We start from the raw sequence: 22,655 nt of genomic DNA on the forward strand, positions 1-22,655 counted from the left end.
AGTGCGTCATTCCTGAGCAAGCCCACTCGATGGTTCATACCGGGAGACCTGTTGAGAGCTATGTGTAGTCGACCAATGGATCGAGCGTCATAGCCCAATCCCGTACAGCTTGAGTCCCATGTGCTGACTTTCACCCAGGGAAGAAGCGCATCAACGATCATTTTGTGTTTCAACTGGCGCCCCCCTTTTCACCGGGCGGTTCACTCCCAAGGACGAAACACGCGAGCCCCACTTCGGTATTGCACGAGGCGCTCTTCCCATCGTTGCAGCCAACGGGTCCGTATCTCAGACGTAGACGCCCCCTTATTGCCTGCGGCAACAACAGGACTCCCTTCTCCCCAATTTTCGTACGCGTGCAAAAATCTCCCCCTGTCCAAGCCTTGTGTTCTTAACCGCCACACACCACCAGCACCGCGCTCGCCCACAGGCTCAAAACCCAATCTGGTTAACATGCGCACATCCTGGCTTTTCTCACTGCCGGTCCGACCGCGCGGACGAGTCCAGATCAATGCAATATCGGTCCCGTCCTCATCGGTCGCCTCAACGAGGCGGCCGGCAGCACGCTCCCCGCGATACCAGGCCTCCGGAGTCATCGTCCTGCGGCCCAGGCCTGTCCTATAGGGAGCCAAGCGGTCAAGTTCGCCGCCCTGAGGTTGCCAGCTTGGGCCTGGGGCATCGTGCAAACCTCTCCCATGTGGTCGTCCCGAAAAATTGAGCCGATGCTCGGCGCCTCCAACGATGCGTCCGGAAAATTCGTAGATTTTGTTTCCGAAATGGTAAAAGGCGTCATCGGTAACTGTTGTTGCTGCTACAACCTTTTCTGTGATTTTGGGAATAAATTCTAGTGACGTCCTTAATCCGGCTCTGGCGCCAATCGCCAGCAGATCCTCACCAGGGATAAAAGAGCCAACGGCCAGCGCAAATTCCATGCCGGCAGTTATCCAGAGCCCGGCGGATGGACTCACGTCGGCGAGCTCAGATACGATCTCGCCCTCCTTGAGAATTTGCTCCGGGCTGGGCAGACCGCCCAGAAAATCGCTGAGCTTATTAGTAAAGTCCCATAAATCGTCCCAGCCAAAGTGTCCAGTCGGGTCGCTGTAGTTGATGGGATCGCCCGAGCAGTAGGCATAGGAATTAAAACCGCCAGCACCAAACGGGCTATAGGCGTCGGGCGCATTAAAGCGGCCGAGGCCAGGCAGGAAGAGGCGGTAACCATTGCCAAGTGCGTAGCCCTCCAGCACCGGATCGCGCCATTGGCCGTTGTAGGCCAGGACGGAAATCGGCTCGCCATCGGTCTCGACTTCTTGCCCATAGGGACCATAGCGATGCTCCTCGATCGACCGGCCATCGCTGACGCTAAGCACCGAGCCCATGTCGTCGGTACTCAACAGCCAGACGGCGCCGCCATTCTGGGCTGAGGAGGCGGAATACTGCGCCTGCATTCCGGCTACACCGGGAATAAGACGGGTATGCCGCTGCGATTCCTCGAGATTAAGAAGCTGCCCACCGTCGTAGAAAAATAGCGTGGCATCCGGGTGATTGTCTTGCGTTCGCCTGTAGATGCGATTCAGGGCGTCATAGGCATATGTGCTTCGACGCTGCGTATTCATGTTGTGCGCGGCGGCTACGCGACCGAGCGAATCGTAGGTAAGCCGAAGCCCCATCCCGTCGTCGATGATCCGGCCGGCGGCGTCGTATTTGAGCACCGCGACTGCGGGATAGCGGGGATGCGTGTTGGACACCTGGGTCAGTTTGCAGGGATCGCCCGGATCGTCGTAGGAGAAGGTGGCACGGTTTTGCTGCCCATCGGTGAACGATGTGACGATCGATGTGATGTTGCTGCAGGCATCGAATGTAAAGGTCTGGGCTGCCATCGCCTGACCGTAGCGATCACAAGGCGCGCCACTTCCAGCGCACGACCATTTCACAAGCCGATTGCGGTTGTCATAGTCGAAGGCTTCCGTCCGATAGGCCGCGCCGTTGCGCAGGGTGGTGCGCGCGGTGACTTGGTCCAGAACGTTCCAATCCTGGCGAATCTGCCAAGTCAGCCCGCTGCTTTTGTCCTGGACGGTGCGCAGCGTCTCGCGCCCGAAATCATCGAGTTCGTCGATGGTGGTCTGAATGGCATGCGTGCCCGTCTGGTCATAGGTGATCCAACTCCGTACCCGGTTCAGGTCGTCACGAACGATGCCATCGACCTTCACGGCATCGTCCGCGATCTGCCTGACGCGATCGTTGGCATCCCAGGCGACGTCGCGCCTGGCCCCATCCACGTGGACATAGCCGCGCAAGGAACCGTCCACCGTGTAGGCGGAGTAGGACATCTCGCGCGTATTGCCGTCGAAGTCGAATGCCTGCTTTTTCAGACGCCCCGAGGCATAGGTGGTAAATTGGATCTTCGCGGCGCCGGCGGTCGCTGCGGTGGGCAGCCCCGTGTGTGGCTCGTATTCGAACTGCTGGGAGAGAGCTTCGATCGGGGCGGCGGCCAGTGGCGCCGTAGACACCGACGCGAGGGCGTCGCCGAGTTCAGGGACATAGGCGTAGGTCCGCTTGACGCCATCAGGCGTCGAGATTTGCGATGGGCGACGGTCCGCGTCCGTGGCGTAGGCATATTGCCAACCCCGACCTCCAACCTTCGCGCCGGTCAAACGTCCCAAACCGTCAAATTGCCGCGTCCCCAACACGGCGCCATTGATCGCAATGGCGGTAGGCTGGGTAGCCGGAGAGTCGGGGCTATATTGGTACGACACGACTGTCTGATCAGGCAGCGTTACCTTGTCAACACGATTCCAGTCGTCGTAGCGATAAGTCACGGTATGGCCCAGTTCGTCGGTCACGCCGCGCAACCGATATAGCCCGTCATACGCCATCGAGCGGGTACTGTAAGGCGTGAGGGCATCCTTGACGGTATAACGTTTTATCTCGATGGGCACCCCGCCCGGGTTGGTACGGCTTTCCTGGCGGCCAGTGGCCATGCTCTTGCCTTGGCGATACACCCGTTGCGTCAGCGCGATCGGGTCGGAAATCCCGATATGCCGAATCGTCCCGTTGTCATAGTTGAAGGCGACGCTCGAAATCTGCGCCCAATCGTCATACTCGACGGAGCCCCCCAGCGAACTGGTCTGATCCCGAGTCGGCGTGGCGCCCCAATAGTCAAAATCGATCGCTTCGGCCAGGCGGCCGAGTTCATCGTAGAACTGGAGGCTCGTCTGATGCCAAGTGTCCTCCTGCGCGGAACCATCGACGTCATTTATATCCGTGTAAAGCAGCCTGTGCTGACCATCCAGGCCATGACGCGTTTTGTTATGGAGGGCGTCGGTTACCGTGACGAGGAAAGATTCCTCCAGTCCATCACTCAACGCATACTCGTAGGTTGTGACGTTCTGGTACGCCGTTCCCGGATTCGCGGTCACGGCAGTGACCCGGCCCAGCCCATCATAGTCGTAAGTGGTCACGCGATCCTTTGCATCGACCTGTTTCCACAGACGCCCGGTGAACTTCGAATATTGCGATTGCGTTGTCCAGCGCAATTTATCGTAGGCACTGAACGTATAGGTGAACAGGAGGGCGCCGTGGCGATCAGCGTCGTCGGCGCTGTCGAGGGTCTCCGTCCAGGTGTAGGCGTGGCCCGCATCGTTATCCGGATAATGCGTGAAGACTTGACTGAGCAGTCGGCCCGCGTTGATCGCGTCCTGAGCATAAGTGAACGTTTGCCTGGACAGCAAACGGACATCGGCCGACCCCGATACATCCGACGGCGGCGGGTAGATGTTGGTGTGAGATTCTTCGGTTCTCAGCACAAGCGAATCGATGCCGTTTCCCCCCGAGGGGCATTGATCGTATCGGTATTGAATCTGCTGCGTCGGGGTGTCGGAATAAGCGGAAGGCGCCGGCGTCGCGGTGATCGACTTTATGAAGCATCGCATCGCAGAGGGCGCCGGGGGACATCCAGTCTCGCCGTGCTCATCGTAATAGACCCACTCGCTTGCAGGACCTTCCGTGATTACGCCATCGCTATCGGTACGTTTGCCGGCTCGATGAAGCTGATTTCCCCAATCGTCCCACGCATAGCGAATTTCCTGCGAAGCCGAGCGGGAAGCATCGCGCCAGGTGACCTTGTGCGCAACGGGCAACTGAAAATAAGCCGGCTGATCTTCGAACGCTTGCCCCACGATCGCGCCATATGATATTTCCTTCGTCGAAACAGTGCTGCCGCATTGAGTGCTTTGCTCGACGAGCAAATGGAAATTATCGTAGCTCCGATTGATCCTGGTCGTTTTCCCCTGACATTCCCAGGTTTCGGTGGAACCGTACCGATAGTTCGTCCGCACGCCATAAAGGTTATCTTGATCGTTCTTCCAGTCGACGCCGGATTGATAACCCAGGAAGTTATGACTCGTATAGGTGAATTCGACTTGTAAAGGCGGGGCTTCCGTTTGCTGCCGGCCTTGCGTCGGTCCGGAGTATCGGTTGAAACGATAGACGGTTGGCAGCGCGGGAAGTCCGGCCGAATCCGGAAAACGATTCCCTCGACCGTCTTTGTAATAGGAGGCGCGTTCGACCAGCCCCCCGGGCGCACTCACCTGGGCTAACCAGTCTCCCCAGACATCGGAGACCCACTCGTATTCCAGGTCCCAGTCGAGAGGGGTATCGGGGCCGAGACACAGATTCCTGACCCTGGTGAGCAGCGCGCCACTGAATGATAGTTCGACGTCGTACGCTTCCTCAGGTTGGTCCGGGAAGAAGCGCAGCACCGTCTCGGCCGACCGGTAGTCGATAGTCAGTAAAGTGCTGCTGGCGTCGTTGACCGCGAGGAGCTTGGGTGGATTGACCGAAAAATCCCAACTCAAGGTCATCATGTGGCCAGCCACACTCAGGAGGTTGGTTGGCACCTTGACGGAAGCCGCCTTGGCCGGACCGGAAAGGACCTCGACCTCGCCGGACTTGTGGATCACCTTATAACAGTCGCCATAGCGTGGATCCTGATGGTCTTTCTCGTACTTTTCGAAGCGAAGATCCAACAACTTGTGCTGCAGCAGCACTTGTTCGACCCTATCGAGTTCGCGAACCTTGATTTGCTGCCCGGTGGACAGCGACAGTAGCCCACTGCTCCTGTCATAGGAAGTGAAGCCGAGGGCGACGCCCTTGCCGAACCCCTTGTTGGCGACGATGTCCGGCACAAGCAAAGCGGAGAGCGGGCTATAGCCTATTTGAATCGGCACGACCGGACCTCGCCCCCCATTGCCCAGAAGACGGCCGAGGGGAAGACTGAGGTTGTAGATTCCCGTGCGGGGATCGACGCCGCCGGCAACAGCACCAACGAAGTTGTTGGCCTGGGTAAAAAAAGGAGGCGTGTTGTTCGTCGGAGTGCCCATTTCACTTTCCTCGGAAATGATCCGTCAAACTAGTTCACGATGGTCGGGAAAGTTCCGGTCCCGGACGGATCCCAACTGGGATTAGCCCCCGCTTTCACGGAAAGCAGCCCGTTTCCCCCGTTGAAGACAACAGTAAACAAATCGCTGTTTCCATACTGATCGTATATGCTTACCTGCGTATCCTCGAATATAGTCGGGGGAAAATTGACGGCACCGAGCGTTATTTCAGGAAGTAACAGGTAATATATTCCAACACCGTTTTTTTCGCCCCCATCACTTAGTACTCCCTGCCCCCAAATCGGGCTGTTTGAATCGTTATTTGCATAACCAATAACGGCCCTGCAGAACACGACAGCCGCATCGGGATCCCATATATATGACGCATAGAACGATGCCATTGGAAAGAGGCCAAATTGATCCACCCATGGGGCGGAGGCCATCTTGCCTTTGGTCACGGTATATTTTTCTATATAAAATCCCGCATCAGTAATTTTCAAATAACTTGCGTACTGTCTATAGGTTGCGGTGATTCGTCCGTTTTCGGTGCTAAGCGTAATATCGCCGAGTTTATTTGAATCGACGGTGATATTGGTCAGGTTGTAGCGTTTCGGGGGGAGTGTCTCGATCGCGACAGATGAGTGATCGGTTGGATCCGTCCGACTGGAAGCCGCTGTCTTGCCGCTGGCCATGGTCAACTGGGCGCCAATCGTAAGTGGGGTAACTGCCGGCGTGGGGGAGCAGGAAAGATAGAGCTTGAACCTGGATTTTTCCTCGGAATCGCCCAGATCGGACGATTGAGAAGCAGTCTCCATGGCATGAGGAAGATGATGGAACTCGTTTTCCTGATCTGTGAACGACCATCCCTGTGGGAGGGCATCACCACTCGTATAGTCGATGAGTTGCAGAGTCGGTTGCACCCTGTCGAGCACATCCTGGCTGAGCGGCACAGCATTGCCATTGGCGTCCTCCGCTGTGATGAAAACCAGAATGCCGATCTGATTCAGGCCGTTTGCGTAAATCGCCCCCTCTTCGAGGCCGGATTCGGTAATAAGCTCGATCAGCGTTGTTGACCATGCGTGTTGCCAGTAACTGTCGTTTTTCCCATAACCGGGAAAGGGATGACTGCTTGACGGGCCGTCGAACTGGGCTATGAAATAGTCCCCCACGGTATTGTCCTGGCTCTTGTCACTGGCGCCAACGATGAAAATATCGCCTGTCTGGGCCGAATCACCCCATGCCTTGGGGTTCTCATAAGTTCCTGTGTTGGAATCAGTCGTTTTCGTCTTCATGAAATCACCTCCAATTTTGCGATGACGAGTGGCTTAGAGCAGGACGAATTTTGGTTTCATACTCCAGTCGGATGGCGACATGATATTCCCCGTCTTTGGATCCAGAAGCTTGATACCGCCAAGGTAGTCAACAAAGAAATTCACGGCCTCTCTTTGATTCCCATTTTGACCTATCAAAATTCCGATGGCATAACCAGAGGCGACATTCTCTATATTCTCATACGCATCCATTGAAGCGTATGCCTTGAACACATAGCTCAGATCGTCGCTTTTTATAATGTCGCCTTTTTCCTCCATGTTTGGCAGGGGAGAATTATTGTAGATATCCTGCACAACACTATCGAACATTGCCACGAATTTTCTATCCTGACGCGTTGCGTAAGCGTTTGTTATTATGGTTTTCGGCCAGGCGTCGGAAACCAGCGAGTATATGGTTGATTCTGCGTAAAGTAGCTTGAAGATGGAGAAGCTGGTGTAGTTTCCATTGCTGCCAGTCCACCAGACAGTCCTGCCTGCACCTGGCGTTCCATCCGCCATCAAATGAAGATCAAGTCCGGAATTTCCTTTCTCGCTATGATGAAAGACGTTGTCTTTGAAGTACCCACTTAACGCCTCATATCCATCGATCGTTTTCTTGGACGACCACTTGGCGGGCAAAAGAGATGAACTCCCGGTTTTCTTCAAAAGGCGAACGCCATCATCAAGTGCTCCGAAATACATGAAGGCCGGGTTTGCTTCGACAGGCGCCTTGTCAAAACTAACACCGTGCATCCACGCACGATTGTAGGATTCCGGGGTGGAGATAATTGCATTTAGAATATCCCGCTCCTCTCCGCTTACACCGACCAATGCCGCGCGCTCCCAATCGCCACTGGTCGATCCGAACGAAAGGATGATATAAAGCTCTCCCGGGATGACATTTTTTGGATCGACGAATGTCATCGCCTTTTCAATGTCAACGGCGCCTTCTTTGGCAATTTTATTTTTCACCGTCCGCGCCCCGCCTTCAGTTTCATATTTATCACGCGCTGCTTTTTTTACTACAGTCTTGCTCGTTGTCGATTTTTTCATGTTTCCACTCCATGTATTTTTAGTGGACACAAAAAACTGGGATTTACAGACTTGCAACAGATATTCAAGAAATCGAAAGCAATCACTGTTATTGATTAGGCATCGACGAGCTGGAGTCGAGCTGCCTGGCGGTTGGACTCGTGTGCAAAATGTCCTGATACGCGCGGGTGGGTGCCGGACGCGGCGAAAATGACGGGAAACCACCCTCGCTGCATGAGATCGAACAGAAAGCAGGCCGCGGCGCGTCACCAACCCAAGGGGGCAAACGAGACACATGCTCGCCGAATCACCATGAGGCCACATGCGCCGGTCATAGCCAACTATCCGGATTGTTAGTACGCATATCGAAACATTACGTCCATTATCTGGACGTTCCCCCTTCGTCAGAGCAGGCGAAATGCAATGAAGCCAACGCACGACCAACGGTGACGGACTCCGAGGTGCTTCCATTGCGGAGCGCTCAATGCCGCCGGCGCCGACGTTTGGTGGTGCGGGCTATGCGCAGTCAGGAGATGAAACGAACGGTTCAACGTCAATGGATCTCGACATCGAGCACGGCGCACAAGGCTTGACATTGGTCTCCGAGACCGCTCGAACGGCCGCGCCCAACAGCGTCTGGTGGATGTTCCTGTTGCCGTACAACTTCATCGAAGACTTCTTCATCATCTCCCATGTCTCCAAATCGCTGGAACGGGAATCGCGAACCCACCCGGCGCTGGCCGGGTTGCGCTCTTTTGGGCGGGCCAGCGGCTGGGGATGGTGCTCGGCCCAAGTCATCTCATTGATTCCTACTGTGCTCGGCTCCTGGGCAGGCGGACTTGCCCTGGTGCTCTGGCTTTGGCATTGGGGATTCATACGCCGCATCAAGCGGCGGCTGGTGAGTGCTCGGACTTAGTTTCGCAAGCGCCAACACCCAGCCGATCGCCCTGCACGGGCCGCGCCATAAACCAGCCGGGGACCATCATGCAATGCCTGAAGGTGCGACATGCGACCTGCGAGAATGGCCCCGAGCGGCGCCGCAAATTTAGCCCTCCGCCGCCTGGCTCGCTTGTCGTGGCGGGCCTGTCACGCGGAGCCGGTACAATCGGGGGGGAAAATAGCTCAGGCAATCACTTGCGATGACGTCTGCTTCACCTGTCCGACTCCTTTCGTCCGTCTCTTCGGTACTTTCTGTCCTACCTTCGCGGGGCGCATGGGGACTCGCCGTGCTCGCCGCCGCCCTCGCCGGTTGCGCCGGCCCTCGACCAGGCGCCACGTCGCAGGGCGCGCCCGCGTCGCCGGCCGCGGCGAGTGTCCCGCCCCATCCCACACCTACCGCCGAAGCGCCGCGGGCTTTCGCCCCACTGCCCTGGTGCGTGCAAACCTCGCTGCGTGAAGAGGACGACCTGATGCGCAACTTCGGCGGCATCCCCGCCGGCGTTCGTCGCATCGAGGAAACGCGCTTCATCGCCAGCTACGATCGCAGCACGGGCAAGGTCGGACCGCTAGACAACGGCAACCGCTTCGTGATGGAGTTCGATCCCCAGGGTCATCTGCTCGCGAGCACCGACCGCGGACGCTACACCTACAGCGCCGACGGGCGCCTGCACAGCATCGACGGTGCGCCCGTGGACTGGGAAGGCGACAACGCGTGGGTCGTGCACGGCGCCACGCGACGCGGCACATGGAAGGAACAGGTGCGTCAGGAAGGCGACAACCTCGAATGGACGCGCCGCATCGTCGCCGCCGCCAACGGCGTCCACCATCGCCGCGCGGACAGCCTGCAGACGCGGCTGTTCGACGACGAATGCTTCGCGCTCTCGCGTCAGTGGGAGGCGGCCAACGAGGCACGTCAGGTCGTCACGGCCGACGGCAAGGTGCGTGCCGCGCCGAAAGTCGTGTCCTACCGGACGTTCGCCAGCGTCGAGCGCAAGCCGGACGGCAGCCGCATCGTGCGCGAGAACGGCGCGGCAGCGTTCATCGACGGCCAATGGCTGCCGCTCGCGTGGGACAACGAGGTTTCGGAGTATTCGCCCCGTCACGAACTGACGCGCGTCACGCGTACCGACGCCGAGACCGGCGAGCGTCACGTGTCCGAATATCACTACAAGCACGACAGCCGCGGCAACATCGTGCGCGTGGTCATCACCTCGCCCGCCGAACCAGGCGAGAAGGTCGACCCGTTCGCCAACGTCTTCGTGCGCAAGCTGACCTACTTCGACGCGTCCCCAATCAGCGCGACGAACGCACCCACCACGACCGGCCCGACGAATCGGGGGACGCCGGCAGCGGCGTCGCCGGCCTCCGCTCCGGCGCCGGACACGGCTTCCACGCCATCGGCATCGACACCCACGTCCGAATCGGCTCCGTCGGCCTCCCGCCCGGCCGACAACCAGCTTACGTCGGCAAAGTAAACCGGAAGGTCGCCCCCTGCCCGTCCTGGGCGGACGTCTCCACCAGCGAGATGCGCCGCCCATGCAGTTGCAGAATGCGATGCACGATCCGCAATCCCAGCCCGCCTTCCCGGCGGGCGCCCCCCACCGTGAACGGCCGCTCGAAGAGACCTTCGCGTGCACTCTCGGGAATGCCCGGCCCGGTGTCGCTCACCAGCACCTCGATCTCCGATCCGCTCGGCGCCACGGCCACGGTGATCTCGCCGCCCGGTGGCGTATAGCGCAGCGCATTGTCGAGCAGGTTCGTGAAGACCCGCTCGATGAGGCCCAGGTCCGCCCGCGCAACCGGAATTTGCGGCGCGAGCTTCGCGCGCAGCGCCACGCCGCGCGACTCGGCGCTCAGCTCGAATTTCTGAAAGACGTCCTGAATCAGATCGGTGACCGAAAACGGCTCGGCCTCGGGCTGCACGAAGCCGTGCTCGAGTCGCGCCAGTTCGAACAACGATTGCGCGAGCGCCCCCACCTTGCGACTCTGATCGAGCGCGATGCCGAGGTAGCGCCGCCGCTCCGCGGGCGTGAGCGTGGCGTCCTTGAGCGATAGCGTTTCCAGGTAGCCGTGCAGCGACGACAACGGCGTGCGCAAGTCGTGCGAGATATTCGCGATCAGCTCGCGCCGCTCCTGATCCTGACGCGTGAGCGTACGCCATTGCTCGCCGAGCCGCTCGACCATCTGACGGAACGCGCGTTCGAGCACCATGATCTCGTCGTTCGGACGCGCCTGCTGCGACGCGAGCTCATCGGCCGACATGGCGGGCAGCGGCGCCGGCGCCGCGTCGATGTCGAAGTCGCGCACGGTGTCGGTCAATCGCCGCAACGGCCGCGTGATGAGCGCGAACGCGGCCAGACCGGCCAGCAGACACAGCGCCGCCACCATGCCGATCGACCACAGCGCGGTATTGAGCGCGACGCTCGTCGCCCCGCGCTCGGCGAAACGATCATGCGCTTCACCGAGCAGCACGACATAGACGTAGCCGACCTCGCGGCCGTCCACCCGCAAGGGCGCCGCGCTGAACACCTTGCGCACCTCGGCATTGCGCGGGTCGTCGCCGTAGATCGGCAGCGCCTCGCCGTCGAGCAACCGGCGCACCGGCGCCAGATCGATCCGCGTGCGGCGCAGGCGTCCCTCGGGCGCGGCGTGCCCGGTGATGTGCCCCTGTTCGTCGAGCAGATACACCTCGACGCTCGGATTGACGACCATCAACTGACCGAAGAGACGCCGCACGGCGTCGGGCTTCATGCCGTTCGCGTCCATGAGCTGCGCGTTGGCCGCGATGTGCTCCGCGAGTCCCCGCGAGAGCCCCTGGATCACCTCGGCTTCATGCATGCGGTTGGCGCGCACCTGCATCCAGGCGGACGTGCCGCTGCACACCAGCAGCAGGATGGCGAAGACGAGCGACAGGCGCTGCGTGAGAGAGAGATTCCAGCGGCGCATCATGCGGCTCCGGCATCGGCGCCCGGGCCCTCGGCCGCGAACTTGTAGCCACGCCCCCACACCGTGAGGATGCGCGTCGGTTGTGCGGGGTCCGTCTCGATCTTCGCGCGCAGGCGGTTGATGTGGGTGTTGACCGTGTGTTCGTAGCCTTCGTGCTGATAGCCCCACACGGCGTTGAGCAGATCCATGCGCGAGAACACCTTGCCGGGTTGACGCGCGAAGAAGTAGAGCAGGTCGAATTCGCGCGGCGTGAGATCGAGACGCTTGCCGCCCAGCGACGCCTCGCGCGCGATCGGATCGATGAACAAGCCGGCGATCGCGAGGCTCCCCGCCTCCATGCGTGCATTGCGCGCGAGCGCTTCGACCCGGCGCATCAGCGCCTTGACGCGCGCGACCAGTTCGAGCACCGAGAACGGCTTGGCCAGATAGTCGTCCGCGCCCAGCTCCAGTCCGAGAATCCGGTGGACTTCGCTGGAGCGGGCGCTCGTGATGATGATCGGGGTGTAGCGGGTCATCTCTCGCGCGCGGCGGCAGATTTCCAGGCCGTCGACGCCGGGCAGCATCAGGTCGAGAATCAGCGCGTCCCAGCCGCCTTCCGCGAGGCGTCGCAACCCTTCGTCGCCGTCGGCGCAATGCACGACTTCGAAGCGCTCATCGCGCAAATGCAGCGCGAGCAGATCGGCGATATGCACGTCGTCTTCGACGAGCAGAACACGGCGCGGCGATTCCATCGGCAGGACGGCTCCCGGGAGAGTGAGTCTTGGAGGCCCCATTGTGCGCAGTTCGGGCACCGTGAGGTATCACGAATTGTTTAATTTTACGTGAGGACTTCGCCACCGCCGGCACACTACCCTTCAGTCATCGATCCGGGGCGCGATCGGGGGCGGATTCCCGCTGCAGGCCGTGAGCCGCCTCGCGCCCCACGCCGGATCGCCCACTCACCGGAGGATGTCATGAAGCTGTCCGATCGCCACTTGGCCGAAGCGTCACATGCGGCCACCGCTCCCGCTGGCGCTGCTGGCCCGTCGCGGCGCGTTTTCCTGCTCGGCGCCACGGCCGCCGCTGCCGCCGTGACGGCCGGGCTGGTGCCGCGTCTCGTGCGGCCGGCGCGCGCCGAGAACGTCCACGGCGCCCGTGCCGACGAGCACTTCGAGGTCGCCTACAGCGACGCCGAATGGCGCAGGCGCCTGAGCCCCGCGCAGTACGAGGTCCTGCGTCGGGAAGGCACCGAACGGCCGTATTCGAGTCCGCTCAACGACGAACACCGTGCCGGCACCTTCGCCTGCGCCGGATGCGCCCAACCACTCTTCTCCTCTCGCACGAAGTTCGACAGCCACACCGGCTGGCCAAGCTTCTGGACGCCGCTGGAGCATGCCGTGGGCACTCGCACCGACCGGACCTTCGGCATGGTTCGCACCGAAGTCCATTGCCGCCGCTGCGGCGGGCATCTGGGCCATGTCTTCGACGACGGTCCGAAGCCGACCGGCCTGCGCTACTGCATGAACGGGCTGGCCATGACATTCCACCCGCAAACCACCTGAACCCTGTCGTCCGTAGAGGGCGACGCCCCAAGGAGCGCTTCATGACCTTGCTCATCCTGGCCTACCTCGGCGGGATTCTGACCATCGTCAGTCCATGCATACTGCCGGTGTTGCCGTTCGTCTTCTCGCGCGCCGGTCAGTCGTTTTCGCGCAGCGTGCTGCCCATGCTCGCGGGCATGGTGCTGATGTTCGCGCTGGTCGCCACGCTCGCCGCCGTGGGCGGCAACTGGGTGGTGCAGGCGAACCGGTACGGACGCTGGCTGGCGCTCGTGCTCGTCGCACTGTTCGGCGCGACCCTGCTGTTCCCGAAGCTCGCCGAACGTCTCACGCACCCGCTCGTCTCGCTGGGCGACCGTCTGTCGCAATCGGCGCGGCACGACGGCAGCCAGGCGGCCGACGCAGGCACCCGCCCTGGCGCGTCGTTCCTGCTCGGCATCGCCACCGGCCTGTTGTGGGCGCCGTGCGCGGGGCCGATTCTCGGTCTCCTGCTCACGGGCGCGGCGTTGCAAGGGGCGAGCATCGGCACCACGCTGCTGCTGATCGCCTATGCCGCCGGCGCCGCCACCTCGCTGGCGCTGGCGCTGCTCGTCGGCGGACGCGTGTTCACCGCCATGAAGCGCTCGCTGGGCGCCGGCGAGTGGATTCGCCGCGTGCTCGGCGGCCTGATGCTCGCCGGAGTCGCCGCCATCGCCCTCGGCCTCGACACCGGTGTCCTTGCCCGGATATCGACCGCCTCGACAGGCGGTATCGAGCAAAAGCTCGTCGAACAACTGGGCGGACGCCGCAATCCAGCGAACGCGATGCTGGGCAACGCCCCGGCTGACGCCAGCGCCGACATGAACGCCAACGCCACCAATAGTCCAGCCATGCCGGCCGCGAGCAACGCCATGGTGCGCACCGCCGCCGGCGATGCCGCGCCGCTGCCCGTGGAAGGGCGACTGCCCTCGCTCGATGGCGCGGTGCAATGGCTCAACTCGCCGCCGCTTACGACGCAGGCGTTGCGCGGCAAGGTGGTGCTCGTCGACTTCTGGACATACTCGTGCATCAACTGCCTGCGCACGCTCCCCTACGTGAAGGCTTGGGCGCAGAAGTACCGTGACCAGGGTCTCGTGGTCATCGGCGTTCACGCGCCGGAGTTCGCGTTCGAGCGCGATATCGGCAACGTGAAGAAGGCCGTGGCGGATCTCGGTGTGGACTACCCGGTGGCCATCGACAACAACTACGCCATCTGGCGAGGGTTCAACAATCAGTACTGGCCGGCGCACTACTTCGTCGATGCGCAGGGCCGCGTACGTTATCACCACTTCGGCGAAGGCAACTACGCCGAGTCCGAGCGCGTGATCCAGCAGTTGCTGCGTGAGGCGGGCGCCAGGCAAGTCGCCAGCGGCATTGCCGACGTGCAGGCCGACGGCGTGCAGCAGGCGGCCGACATGCGTGACGTCCGTTCGCCGGAGACCTACGTCGGCTACGCGCGTGCAGAGAACTTTGCCTCGCCCGGCGGCACCGTGCGCGACCAGGCGAGCGACTATCGTGCGCCCGCCGCACCCGCGCTCAATGCCTGGGGACTGGCAGGCGGCTGGCGCGTCGGGGCCGAGCAGGCCACGGCGACCCAGCCGGGCGCACGCATCGTCTATCGCTTCCATGCCCGCGACCTGCACCTCGTGCTCGGTCCGGACGCCAGCGGCAAGCCCGTGCGCTTTCGCGTGAGCGTCGATGGCGAAGCGCCCGGCGATGCGCACGGCACCGACGTCGCCGCCGACGGGACGGGTACTGTGACCTCGCAGCGTCTCTATCAACTGGTGCGCCAACGCGGCGAGGTGCGCGACCGGACTTTCAGCATCGAGTTTCTCGACCCGGGGGTCTCGGCCTACGCCTTTACCTTCGGCTGAACGCGAATACCACGCAGGCGCATCGTGAGCACCACGCCAACGCAATGCCCACCCCACACGTCAACCCTCACCGCCACAACGAGGCGTCCGCCGGCGCCAGGAGTTTTCAGATGAAACCGTTCGATCCGCTTCAGTCGTCAGCCCAGCCGTCCCCCCCCTCGAGCCACGGCGCGTCGCGCCGCAAGCCGTCTGCTGCATCACGCGTTCGCCGCGCGCTTCTCGGCGCAGCGGCCGCGGCCGCCGGGGTCCTCGTCTGGCAAGTCGGCGCGTATGCATTCGGCGGCGCCGAGCCGGCCGTGGCGATCGCGGCCCCCAAACTCGATGAGCCGACCACCGGCGCGCGCACCGAGACGGCGGTGTTCGCCGGCGGCTGCTTCTGGGGCGTCCAGGGTGTCTTCCAGCATGTGCAGGGCGTGACGCGGGCCGTCTCCGGCTACGCCGGCGGCACGGCGAAAACCGCCGACTACGAAACCGTCAGCAGCGGCGCGACCGGGCACGCGGAATCCGTGCAGGTCACGTTCGATCCGCAGCAGGTCTCCTACGGGAAGTTGCTGCAAATCTACTTTTCCGTCGCCCACAACCCGACCGAAGTCAATCGTCAGGGGCCGGATGCCGGCACGCAGTATCGTTCGGCCGTCTTCCCCATGAACGACGCCCAGCGCCGCGTGGCCGAAGCCTATATCGCCCAGCTCGACGCCGCGCACGCCTACGGCAGACCGATCGCGACGAAGGTGGAGAAGTACACCGGCTTCTATGCCGCCGAGGCCTACCATCAGGACTTTCTGACCGAGCATCCGACGCATCCGTACATCGTCGTCAACGATTTGCCGAAAGTGAAAGACCTCAAGCGTCTCTTCCCCGCCCTGTATCGGGATACACCAGCGCTCGTGAAGACCGCGTCGGCGAAGTGATGCAAGTCCGAGCGCCGTCCAAGGCACGTCGGGGAGCGGCAAGCCATCGCGCCTGCCCTCCCCGATCGCCTCATGACGTCATCGCTTCATTGCGAGCCTCGTGCCCTCACTTCGGCGCGTCGGCCAGCTTGTAGACGCGCAGCCGGTGACCGTCCGGGTCCGACGCCACGAAGGTGCGACCGAAGTCCATCGTCGTCGGCGCCTGCAGGATCGTGATGCCCCGGCTGCTCCAGTCCTCCCACGTTGCGTCCACATGCGCGTTGGACGCCACCGGCAGCACGATCTCACTGCCGCCCGGCGGCGCAATCACCGTGGGCGCCACGCCGAAGCGCGCCCACAGACCGAGCTTCAATCCCGACGGGAAGACGAACAGCGCGAAGCCCGGCGACGCTTCGACCGGCTCGAGGTCGAACAGATCGGCATAGAACGCCGCGCTTTCGGGGGGGCTCGCAACATACAGATTGACCATGTTCGGGTGCAGCATGACTAGCTCCTGTCGTTTTGGATGACTGACATGTCGCACTGCTGACACCCCATTCGTGGTGCCGTCGTGCGCTGTCATGAACGCCATCGTACGAAGGGATGCTGTCAGTTTTTGTCAGCAGTCGAACGCCGATTTGAAACGCCCGGCAGCAGGCAGTGCGGGGCGTCCGAGGCGCCGACTCATTCCCGTTCCGTGGTCTCGCGCCAGTGTTTGAGCAAGGCGCGCCGGCCGCGCGGATAGCGGATGTCGGTCACCGTCATTGCCTCGACGCGATCGGCCCGGAAGTGGCGGAAGCCGTCGCGCAGTTCGCACCACGCGACGATCATCCTGACGCGCTCGAAAAAGCCGAGTGCGAACGGCCAGATGACGCGCTCGGACACGCGTCCCGCCTCATCGCGGTAAGCCAACAGGAGTTTTCGCTCGGCGCGGATGGCCTCGCGGATGACGGTCAGATCCACGATCATCGGCGGCAGCGGATCGCCCGATCCAATGAGCAGCGTGGACGTTTCGAGCGACGCACGCAGATCCGACGGCAGCACGGCGGCGATCTTGGCGAGTGCGTTGGCGGCCGCCTCGGCCAGCGCGCCGTCGGTGCGCTTGGCCACCCAGCGCGAGCCGAGCACGATGGCTTCGATCTCCTCCTCCGAGAACATCAGCGGCGGAAGCATGAAGCCTGGTTTGAGAACGTAGCCGAGTCCCGGCGCGCCTTCGATATGCGCGCCCTGTGCCTGCAACATCGCAATGTCGCGGTACAACGTGCGCAGACTCACGCCGAGCGAATCGGCCAGCGCCGCCCCCGCCACCGGGTAGCGGTGACGGCGCAGCAGTTGCATCAGGGAGAAGAGACGTTGGGTGCGGGACATGGCGCGTCATTATGCGCCATGTCCCGTGAGGCGGCACTTCACGGTCGGTGAAAGGCGCCCGGTTACTTCTGCCGCAATTGCCGCACGATTTCCGAGTTCACGTCGCCCGGCTGCCCGCCATAGGCCACACGCAGGTAGTTGCTCAACTCGGCGACCTGCGCGTCGGTCAGGCGCTTGTCGAAGCCCGGCATGTCCTGCATCGCTTCGAACCCCGGGAATTTCTGCGGCTCGATGCCATCGAGAATGGCCACGACCAGGTTGCGCGGGTCTTTCTGGCGTACCGTCGAGTTGCCAAGCATCGACACGGCAACGTGCGGCTTGCCCATTCCGTCCACCGCATGGCAGCCGGCGCACACGGCGAGATACAGATTGCGGCCCGCGGTGAGCTTGCTCGTGTCGGGGCTCTGCGGCAGCGGCTTGGGCGCGGGCGGCGCGTCGCCGAGCAGATAGGTCGACAGCGCGCGCAGATCGTCGGGCGTGAGGTACTGCGAGCTCAGATGCACCACCGGATACATCTCGCCGAACGCCGAGCCCTGCGGCGCGATGCCGGTGCCGAAGAACGTCTGCAGATCCTTCACCGTCCAGCCGCGTGCGGCCAGCGCTTCGGGCGTCAGATCGGGCGCGGCGATGCGGGCGAGCGCAGCGCCGCCGAGCGGCTTCGCACCATCGAGCTGCCCAAAGGCGCTGCGCGGCGTATGGCATTCCGCGCAGTGACCCAGCGCATTCGCGAGGTAACGGCCGCGCAGCCAGTCCGCCGATTGCCCCTTCGAGGCGTCCGGCAGCGAGTCCTTCAGGAACACCCAGTTCCACGCGCGCATGCCGAAGCGCATGTTGTACGGGAAGGACAGTTCGTGCTTGCGACTGGGTACCGCGACCGGCTTTACCGACATCAGGTACGCGTAGATCGCGTCGCTGTCCGCACGCGTCATCTGTCGGTAAGACGTGTAGGGCATGGCCGGGTACAGCGTCTTGTCCGGCGCGACACCTTCGTGCAAGGCGCGATAGAAGTCGTCCGACGTCCACTTGCCGATGCCGTGGTCCTTGTCCGGCGTGATGTTCGTACCGTAGAACGTACCGAACGGCGACTTGAGCGGCACGCCACCCGCGAACGGCGCACCGTCCGCACTCGTGTGGCACGCCGCGCAGTCGGCGGCTCGCGCCAGATATTTGCCGCGCGCGATCAGTTCCGAGGGAGCCTTCGCGCCCGTTGCAGGCGTGGCGGCGGACGCCGCGACAGGCGAGGCGGAGGCAGCCGAGGCTGTCGAAGCGGCGGATACAGCGGATACAGCGGGTGCGGCGGACGCCGGTGCCGCTGACGCGCCTGACGACGCCTCCGCGGCCATCGCGCTCGGGACGAGCGAGGGCATCGTCGACGTCTTCGGTTTGGGCGGCTGAGCCGGCTCGGGGGGCTTGGGGGCCGTCGAGTCGTTGCACGCCGCAACGAGCAGCACGACGGCGAGGCTCGCGATGCGCGCGCTCCACCGGGTGACGCGATGTCGATTCATGACGTGCCCCCTCATTTCGCATCCTTCACGCAACCGGGCGTCTTGAGAATGACGTCGCGCACGGCTTCGTAATAACGCACGTATCCGGTGCAGCGGCAGATCTGATCGTTCAGGCCTTCCGTGATCGCCGCTTCGAGCTCCGCGCGCACCACCGGCTGACGCTTGAGTCGTTCGATCAGCACCGTGGCGGCGTTCACGAAGCCCGGCGTGCAATAGCCGCACTGAAAGCTGAAGTGATCGAGAAACGCCTGCTGGATCGGTGCGAGCGTGAGCTTGCCGTCGGCGTCGCGCGTGGCATGCCCCTCCACGGTACGCACGGTCTTCCCGTCGAAATAGTTTGCGCCGGTGATGCAGGTGCGCACGGTCTCGCTGCTCCCGTCGGCGTGATCGACGATCACCACGCACGCGTGGCAGATGCCCTGCCCGCAACCGAGACGCGAGCCGGTCAAACCGAGCGTCTCGTGCAGGAAGTCGATCATCATCATGCCGGCAGGCACGTCCATCGGGCCGTGCGAGACACCGTTCACCTTCACCGTCACGGGCAGCGTTTCCCACGGTTTCTTGCCGCCGGCCGCGCCCTGCCCGCCGTTCGCCGGTTGTGTTTCCGGTGTCACTGATGTCGTTTGTGCCGCCGGCGCGGCACTCGCCGCGGCCGGCGCCGACGCGGCGTTGTTGCCGCTATCCGCCGGCTTCGTATTCTGTCCCGCTGCCGCCGGGCCCTTGGCGTCCGACGCGGCCTGCGGCGCGCTCGTTGCGTCCGTCATGCCAGTACCTCCTGGATCTTCTCCGGTGTCACCGGCAACTCTGTAAATCGATGGCCGATCGCGTGCGCGAGGCCGTTCACGATGGCGCCCACGACGGGAATCATCACCACCTCGGCAATACCCTTGGGCACGTCGGTTTCGGAAATCGGCGGCAGCACTTCGCTCGTCTGCGTCCACACGGCGACGTCCACCGCGCGCGGCAGGTGATAGCGATTGAAGTTCCACGTGCCGTTGCCGGGGCCGTCCTCGTAGAGCGGCAGATACTCGTGCAGTGCATGGCCGATGCCCATGGCGAGACCGCCCTGCAACTGCCCCGAGACCAGTTGCGGCGAAATCTGATTGCCGCACTCGATGATGGAGTGATGCGTGAGCAGTTCGACCTTGCCGCTCGCTTCATGCACCGACAGCTCGACGAGCGCGCCCACCGCGCTGTAGTAAGTCACCGCCGCGTTGTTGCGCTGCACCGGCGGGTAGTACACCCGCTTGCGATCGAACACGCGGTAGCCGCTACCGGGCGTGGGCGCCGTCACCTGCACGCCTGCGATGCCCGCATTGGGCGACGGTGCGCCCCTGGCCCCCTGCGCGCCGCTTGCCGCGGCCGCCGCCACGGCGGGCGACGCCGACTTCGCCGGCGCGTTGCCGCTGCGGTGCGCGCCTCTGGCGAGCGGCGTCTGCAGCGACTGCGCTTGCGCGGCAGCCGCGCCCTCCCCACCCGCGCCCCCCGCGTTCGCGCCGGCCTTGCCGAAGCGCAACGCAATGCCGTCGACCGGCAGACGCTGCGTGACGCCGTCGCCCAGGTCCCAATCGGCTTCGGCCCACTGCCAGCGGTTGAAGACGTGGACCGTCGCTCCCGTCGCCAGTCCCAACTCGTAGGCGGTCTTCGCCAGCAACGGCAGCGGCAGCGCCTCGAGCCCCGCGGCCGTGAGCTTGCCTTCCACCCAGCGTGCATCTTCCGCGCGGACCACGAGCGGCGCCGCCTGGCCGCCGCCCAGCCCGCGACGCCAGATCGACAGCGCCGCCGGCCACAGGCCTTGCAGGAACAGCAGACGTGCCGCCTCGCGCGTGCTGTGCGTGAAGTAGAACGCCGAGTTCGTCGCGCTCGACGGCGACGCGTATCCCGGCGACCAGCGCGGATTCGCCGCGAGCCTGTCCTGGTCGGCCTGCGACATCAGGTACGGGTCGCCGCTCGTCACCACCGGCAGCTCCGGCCAGTCGGTGATCGCGACGTGCACGTCGGTGGCCGGCATGCCCAGCCATTTCGCCACGGCGACGGCCTGCGAGGTCGACATTCCCGTGCCGATCTCGGCGCCGGTGTGATGCAGCGAAATCCTGCCGTTCTCGTCGATCTCGACACGCGCGAACGAGGTCTCGGCGCCCGTGCCGAAGTCCTTCTGCACGCACGCGAAACCCACGCCATAGCGACGCCCCGGGTGCGCCGCCTCGTACTCGGCCTTCTTCTTGTCGCGTCCCGTCCACAGCGGGTGCGCCTTGGCGCGCGCGAGCACCTCGTCCACGCGCACGGCACCGGCGGGAATCGCGCCCTGCGTGTTCTTCATCCCCGAGCGCAGCGCGTTCTTGAGACGGAAGTCGATGGCGTCAACGCCGAGTTGTGTGGCGATCTCGTCGATCATCATCTCGGTGGCGGCCATCGATTGCAGCGTGCCGTAGCCACGTGCCGAGCCGGCGTCGATCGCACGCGAGGCGATGGCCACGCTCGACAAATCGCTGCGCGGAAAATAGTAGATCGATTGCGCGGCCGTCGCACCGACCATGGCGACCGATGGCGAGAAGTTCATGCGCCCGCCGCCATTGCACTCCATATCGCCTGCAAAGGCCTGCAGCATGCCGCTTTCCCTGTCCACGCCGATGCGATAGCGCAGGGTGAACGCATGACGCTTGAGCGACGTCTGGAACTGCTCGTAACGATCGTTGGCGAGACGCACGGGCAGACCGTCGCCATACATCGCGGCAGCCAGGCCGTAGTACGGCATGTTGTAGTGGTCCTTCGAGCCGTAGCCGACCGTGTAGCACGGGTAGACCATCAGACGCCTGACCGGAAAGCGTCCCTTGGCTGCCATCGTCGCCGCGTTCTCCGCGACTTCGGACGGCGACTGCGTGGGCACGACCATATGCAAGGTCTGCGTGGCCGCGTCGTACCAGCAGTTGGCGTTATCGGGCTCGAGCGCCGCGGTGTCCACCGACTGTGTCCTGTATTCGCGCGACATCACCAGCCAGTTCGCCGGCGGATTCGACAGCGATTCGCCGATCCGGGCGGCATGCGACATGCCCTGTTCGTCGAGCTTGCCGTGGTCGTTGCCGTCCGGCCAGACTGGCAGGTGCTTGCGCATCATGCTCGGGAAGATCGGTGCGTCCTTCAGGCTCGAATAGACATCGTCGTCATACGGCGTCTTTCCGCCCACCCGCACGTAGCGGAAGCTGCCCCACGGGTCGCGTTCGAGCGGCCCGGTCACCTCGCCATAGCGAATGATCTCGTCGTGGAACTTGAGCCGGTCCTTGGCGAAGCGAAAACGCGTGAAGTCGCGATAGATCAGGATGGCTACCGCATGGCCGAGATACGCCGGCGTCTTGCCGGCCGGCAGCAGCATGTCGGCGCCGTAGAACTCTGGGAAGGCAAGACCGTCGCGCACGAGATCCTCGGCCGTCACGATGCGATCGGGTTGCAGGCCATCGTCGAGACGCGAGAGGTCGAAGCCGAGATACGGCCGGTCGGCCAGCGTCGTGCGCAGCACGAAGGCGTGTGCCTGCTGCACGGGCCAGCCGGGCATGTCGCGCGCGCGCACATCGCGCGCGAAGATCTTCGCGCCGGTCACCTTGGCCGTGCCGTCGATACGGAATTTCGCCTGGCCCTTGGCGGCGTCCCACGCCACCGGCGTAAGGTTCTTGTCTTCGAACAGCGCCGCGAAGGCACGGCTGCCCATCGGCGCGACATACACGGAAATGCCCGCGATGACCGACGCTTTCAGGAAGCCGCGACGCGACATCGCGAACCCGGGAGATGTCTCCGGATGCGGCGACGATCGAGGAGATTCGGGGAATTCGGAAGCAGCGTGAGTGCGAGCGTCATCGCTCGACACCGCC

Annotated in this window: 15 protein-coding genes; 5 read left to right on the forward strand and 10 right to left on the reverse strand. The window is 63.1% G+C overall.

The window, feature by feature from the left end:
* Positions 1 to 200: 200 nt before the first annotated feature.
* From RO07_RS26625 to RO07_RS18775, 3 genes are read right to left on the reverse strand one after another with little or no spacing between them, the layout of a single operon-like run.
* Entirely contained in the window at positions 201 to 5,375 is a 5,175-nt protein-coding gene (locus RO07_RS26625; RefSeq protein WP_039404817.1) for an RHS repeat domain-containing protein, read from the reverse strand.
* A gap of 29 nt (positions 5,376 to 5,404) precedes the next feature.
* Entirely contained in the window at positions 5,405 to 6,664 is a 1,260-nt protein-coding gene (locus RO07_RS18770) for a hypothetical protein (protein ID WP_039404819.1), read from the reverse strand.
* A gap of 33 nt (positions 6,665 to 6,697) precedes the next feature.
* The gene (locus RO07_RS18775; RefSeq protein WP_039404821.1) at positions 6,698 to 7,735 is read right to left on the reverse strand and encodes a lectin MOA-related protein; all 1,038 of its coding nucleotides are present in this window, start codon (positions 7,733 to 7,735) and stop codon (positions 6,698 to 6,700) included.
* Positions 7,736 to 8,198: 463 nt separating this feature from the next.
* On the opposite strand from RO07_RS18775, the gene RO07_RS18780 reads away from it, so the two are divergent.
* Positions 8,199 to 8,630 carry a hypothetical protein gene (locus RO07_RS18780; protein WP_147284615.1) on the forward strand — a complete coding sequence of 144 codons (432 nt, stop codon included), beginning with the start codon at positions 8,199 to 8,201 and terminating at the stop codon, positions 8,628 to 8,630.
* 460 nt (positions 8,631 to 9,090) lie between these two features.
* Positions 9,091 to 10,128, forward strand: coding sequence for a hypothetical protein (locus tag RO07_RS18785; RefSeq protein WP_115089070.1), 1,038 nt, complete (start codon positions 9,091 to 9,093; stop codon positions 10,126 to 10,128).
* Here RO07_RS18785 and RO07_RS18790 read toward each other — a convergent pair.
* Both RO07_RS18790 and RO07_RS18795 read right to left on the reverse strand, forming a co-directional pair.
* Positions 10,112 to 11,602, reverse strand: a complete 1,491-nt coding sequence (locus tag RO07_RS18790) for a sensor histidine kinase (RefSeq protein ID WP_039404825.1) — start codon at positions 11,600 to 11,602, stop codon at positions 10,112 to 10,114. The two genes, RO07_RS18785 and RO07_RS18790, sit on opposite strands and share 17 nt — an antisense overlap.
* Positions 11,599 to 12,330: a response regulator transcription factor gene (locus RO07_RS18795; protein ID WP_039404827.1), complete on the reverse strand. Its 732-nt coding sequence runs from the start codon at positions 12,328 to 12,330 to the stop codon at positions 11,599 to 11,601. The genes RO07_RS18790 and RO07_RS18795 overlap by 4 nt, the downstream gene beginning before the upstream one ends.
* A 222-nt stretch (positions 12,331 to 12,552) precedes the next feature.
* Here RO07_RS18795 and msrB point away from each other — a divergent pair, with 222 nt between their 5' ends.
* The 3 genes from msrB to msrA all read left to right on the forward strand — a co-directional run bounded on the left by msrB (position 12,553) and on the right by msrA (position 15,940).
* A complete protein-coding gene (msrB, locus tag RO07_RS18800) occupies positions 12,553 to 13,140 on the forward strand; it encodes a peptide-methionine (R)-S-oxide reductase MsrB (protein WP_084072704.1) in 588 nt (195 codons plus the stop codon).
* 41 nt (positions 13,141 to 13,181) lie between these two features.
* Positions 13,182 to 15,029, forward strand: coding sequence for a cytochrome c biogenesis protein DipZ (locus RO07_RS18805; protein WP_039404829.1), 1,848 nt, complete (start codon positions 13,182 to 13,184; stop codon positions 15,027 to 15,029).
* Between the two features lie 110 nt (positions 15,030 to 15,139).
* Positions 15,140 to 15,940 (forward strand): peptide-methionine (S)-S-oxide reductase MsrA, encoded by an 801-nt coding sequence (msrA, locus tag RO07_RS18810; RefSeq protein ID WP_039404830.1) that lies wholly within the window; start codon positions 15,140 to 15,142, stop codon positions 15,938 to 15,940.
* Positions 15,941 to 16,046: 106 nt separating this feature from the next.
* Here msrA and RO07_RS18815 read toward each other — a convergent pair whose 3' ends face one another.
* From RO07_RS18815 to RO07_RS18835, 5 genes are all read right to left on the reverse strand, one after another.
* On the reverse strand, positions 16,047 to 16,424 hold the full coding sequence (locus RO07_RS18815) for a VOC family protein (RefSeq protein WP_039404832.1): 378 nt from the start codon (positions 16,422 to 16,424) through the stop codon (positions 16,047 to 16,049).
* Positions 16,425 to 16,603: 179 nt separating this feature from the next.
* Positions 16,604 to 17,287, reverse strand: coding sequence for a helix-turn-helix transcriptional regulator (locus RO07_RS18820; RefSeq protein WP_039404833.1), 684 nt, complete (start codon positions 17,285 to 17,287; stop codon positions 16,604 to 16,606).
* A 62-nt stretch (positions 17,288 to 17,349) separates the two neighbouring features.
* The gene (locus RO07_RS18825; protein ID WP_039412851.1) at positions 17,350 to 18,630 is read right to left on the reverse strand and encodes a cytochrome c; all 1,281 of its coding nucleotides are present in this window, start codon (positions 18,628 to 18,630) and stop codon (positions 17,350 to 17,352) included.
* A 173-nt stretch (positions 18,631 to 18,803) separates the two neighbouring features.
* Positions 18,804 to 19,556: a (2Fe-2S)-binding protein gene (locus RO07_RS18830; RefSeq protein ID WP_039404835.1), complete on the reverse strand. Its 753-nt coding sequence runs from the start codon at positions 19,554 to 19,556 to the stop codon at positions 18,804 to 18,806.
* Positions 19,553 to 22,558, reverse strand: a complete 3,006-nt coding sequence (locus RO07_RS18835) for a xanthine dehydrogenase family protein molybdopterin-binding subunit (RefSeq protein WP_039404837.1) — start codon at positions 22,556 to 22,558, stop codon at positions 19,553 to 19,555. The genes RO07_RS18830 and RO07_RS18835 overlap by 4 nt, the downstream gene beginning before the upstream one ends.
* Positions 22,559 to 22,655 lie beyond the last annotated feature (97 nt).

It is taken from the genome of Pandoraea pulmonicola (assembly GCF_000815105.2).
Classification (GTDB): Bacteria; Pseudomonadota; Gammaproteobacteria; order Burkholderiales; family Burkholderiaceae; genus Pandoraea; species Pandoraea pulmonicola.

What these genes read in the sequence shown, in the direction of transcription:
- RO07_RS18790 (WP_039404825.1), bottom strand. Translation starts at nt 11,602, where the DNA reads ATGATGCGCCGCTGGAATCTCTCTCTCACGCAGCGCCTGTCGCTCGTC.
- RO07_RS18780 (WP_147284615.1), top strand. Translation starts at nt 8,199, where the DNA reads ATGCCGCCGGCGCCGACGTTTGGTGGTGCGGGCTATGCGCAGTCAGGA.
- RO07_RS18835 (WP_039404837.1), bottom strand. Translation starts at nt 22,558, where the DNA reads ATGTCGCGTCGCGGCTTCCTGAAAGCGTCGGTCATCGCGGGCATTTCC.
- RO07_RS26625 (WP_039404817.1), bottom strand. Translation starts at nt 5,375, where the DNA reads ATGGGCACTCCGACGAACAACACGCCTCCTTTTTTTACCCAGGCCAAC.
- RO07_RS18825 (WP_039412851.1), bottom strand. Translation starts at nt 18,630, where the DNA reads ATGGCCGCGGAGGCGTCGTCAGGCGCGTCAGCGGCACCGGCGTCCGCC.
- RO07_RS18795 (WP_039404827.1), bottom strand. Translation starts at nt 12,330, where the DNA reads ATGGAATCGCCGCGCCGTGTTCTGCTCGTCGAAGACGACGTGCATATC.
- RO07_RS18830 (WP_039404835.1), bottom strand. Translation starts at nt 19,556, where the DNA reads ATGACGGACGCAACGAGCGCGCCGCAGGCCGCGTCGGACGCCAAGGGC.
- RO07_RS18820 (WP_039404833.1), bottom strand. Translation starts at nt 17,287, where the DNA reads ATGTCCCGCACCCAACGTCTCTTCTCCCTGATGCAACTGCTGCGCCGT.
- RO07_RS18805 (WP_039404829.1), top strand. Translation starts at nt 13,182, where the DNA reads ATGACCTTGCTCATCCTGGCCTACCTCGGCGGGATTCTGACCATCGTC.
- RO07_RS18775 (WP_039404821.1), bottom strand. Translation starts at nt 7,735, where the DNA reads ATGAAAAAATCGACAACGAGCAAGACTGTAGTAAAAAAAGCAGCGCGT.
- RO07_RS18770 (WP_039404819.1), bottom strand. Translation starts at nt 6,664, where the DNA reads ATGAAGACGAAAACGACTGATTCCAACACAGGAACTTATGAGAACCCC.
- RO07_RS18815 (WP_039404832.1), bottom strand. Translation starts at nt 16,424, where the DNA reads ATGCTGCACCCGAACATGGTCAATCTGTATGTTGCGAGCCCCCCCGAA.
- msrA (WP_039404830.1), top strand. Translation starts at nt 15,140, where the DNA reads ATGAAACCGTTCGATCCGCTTCAGTCGTCAGCCCAGCCGTCCCCCCCC.
- msrB (WP_084072704.1), top strand. Translation starts at nt 12,553, where the DNA reads ATGAAGCTGTCCGATCGCCACTTGGCCGAAGCGTCACATGCGGCCACC.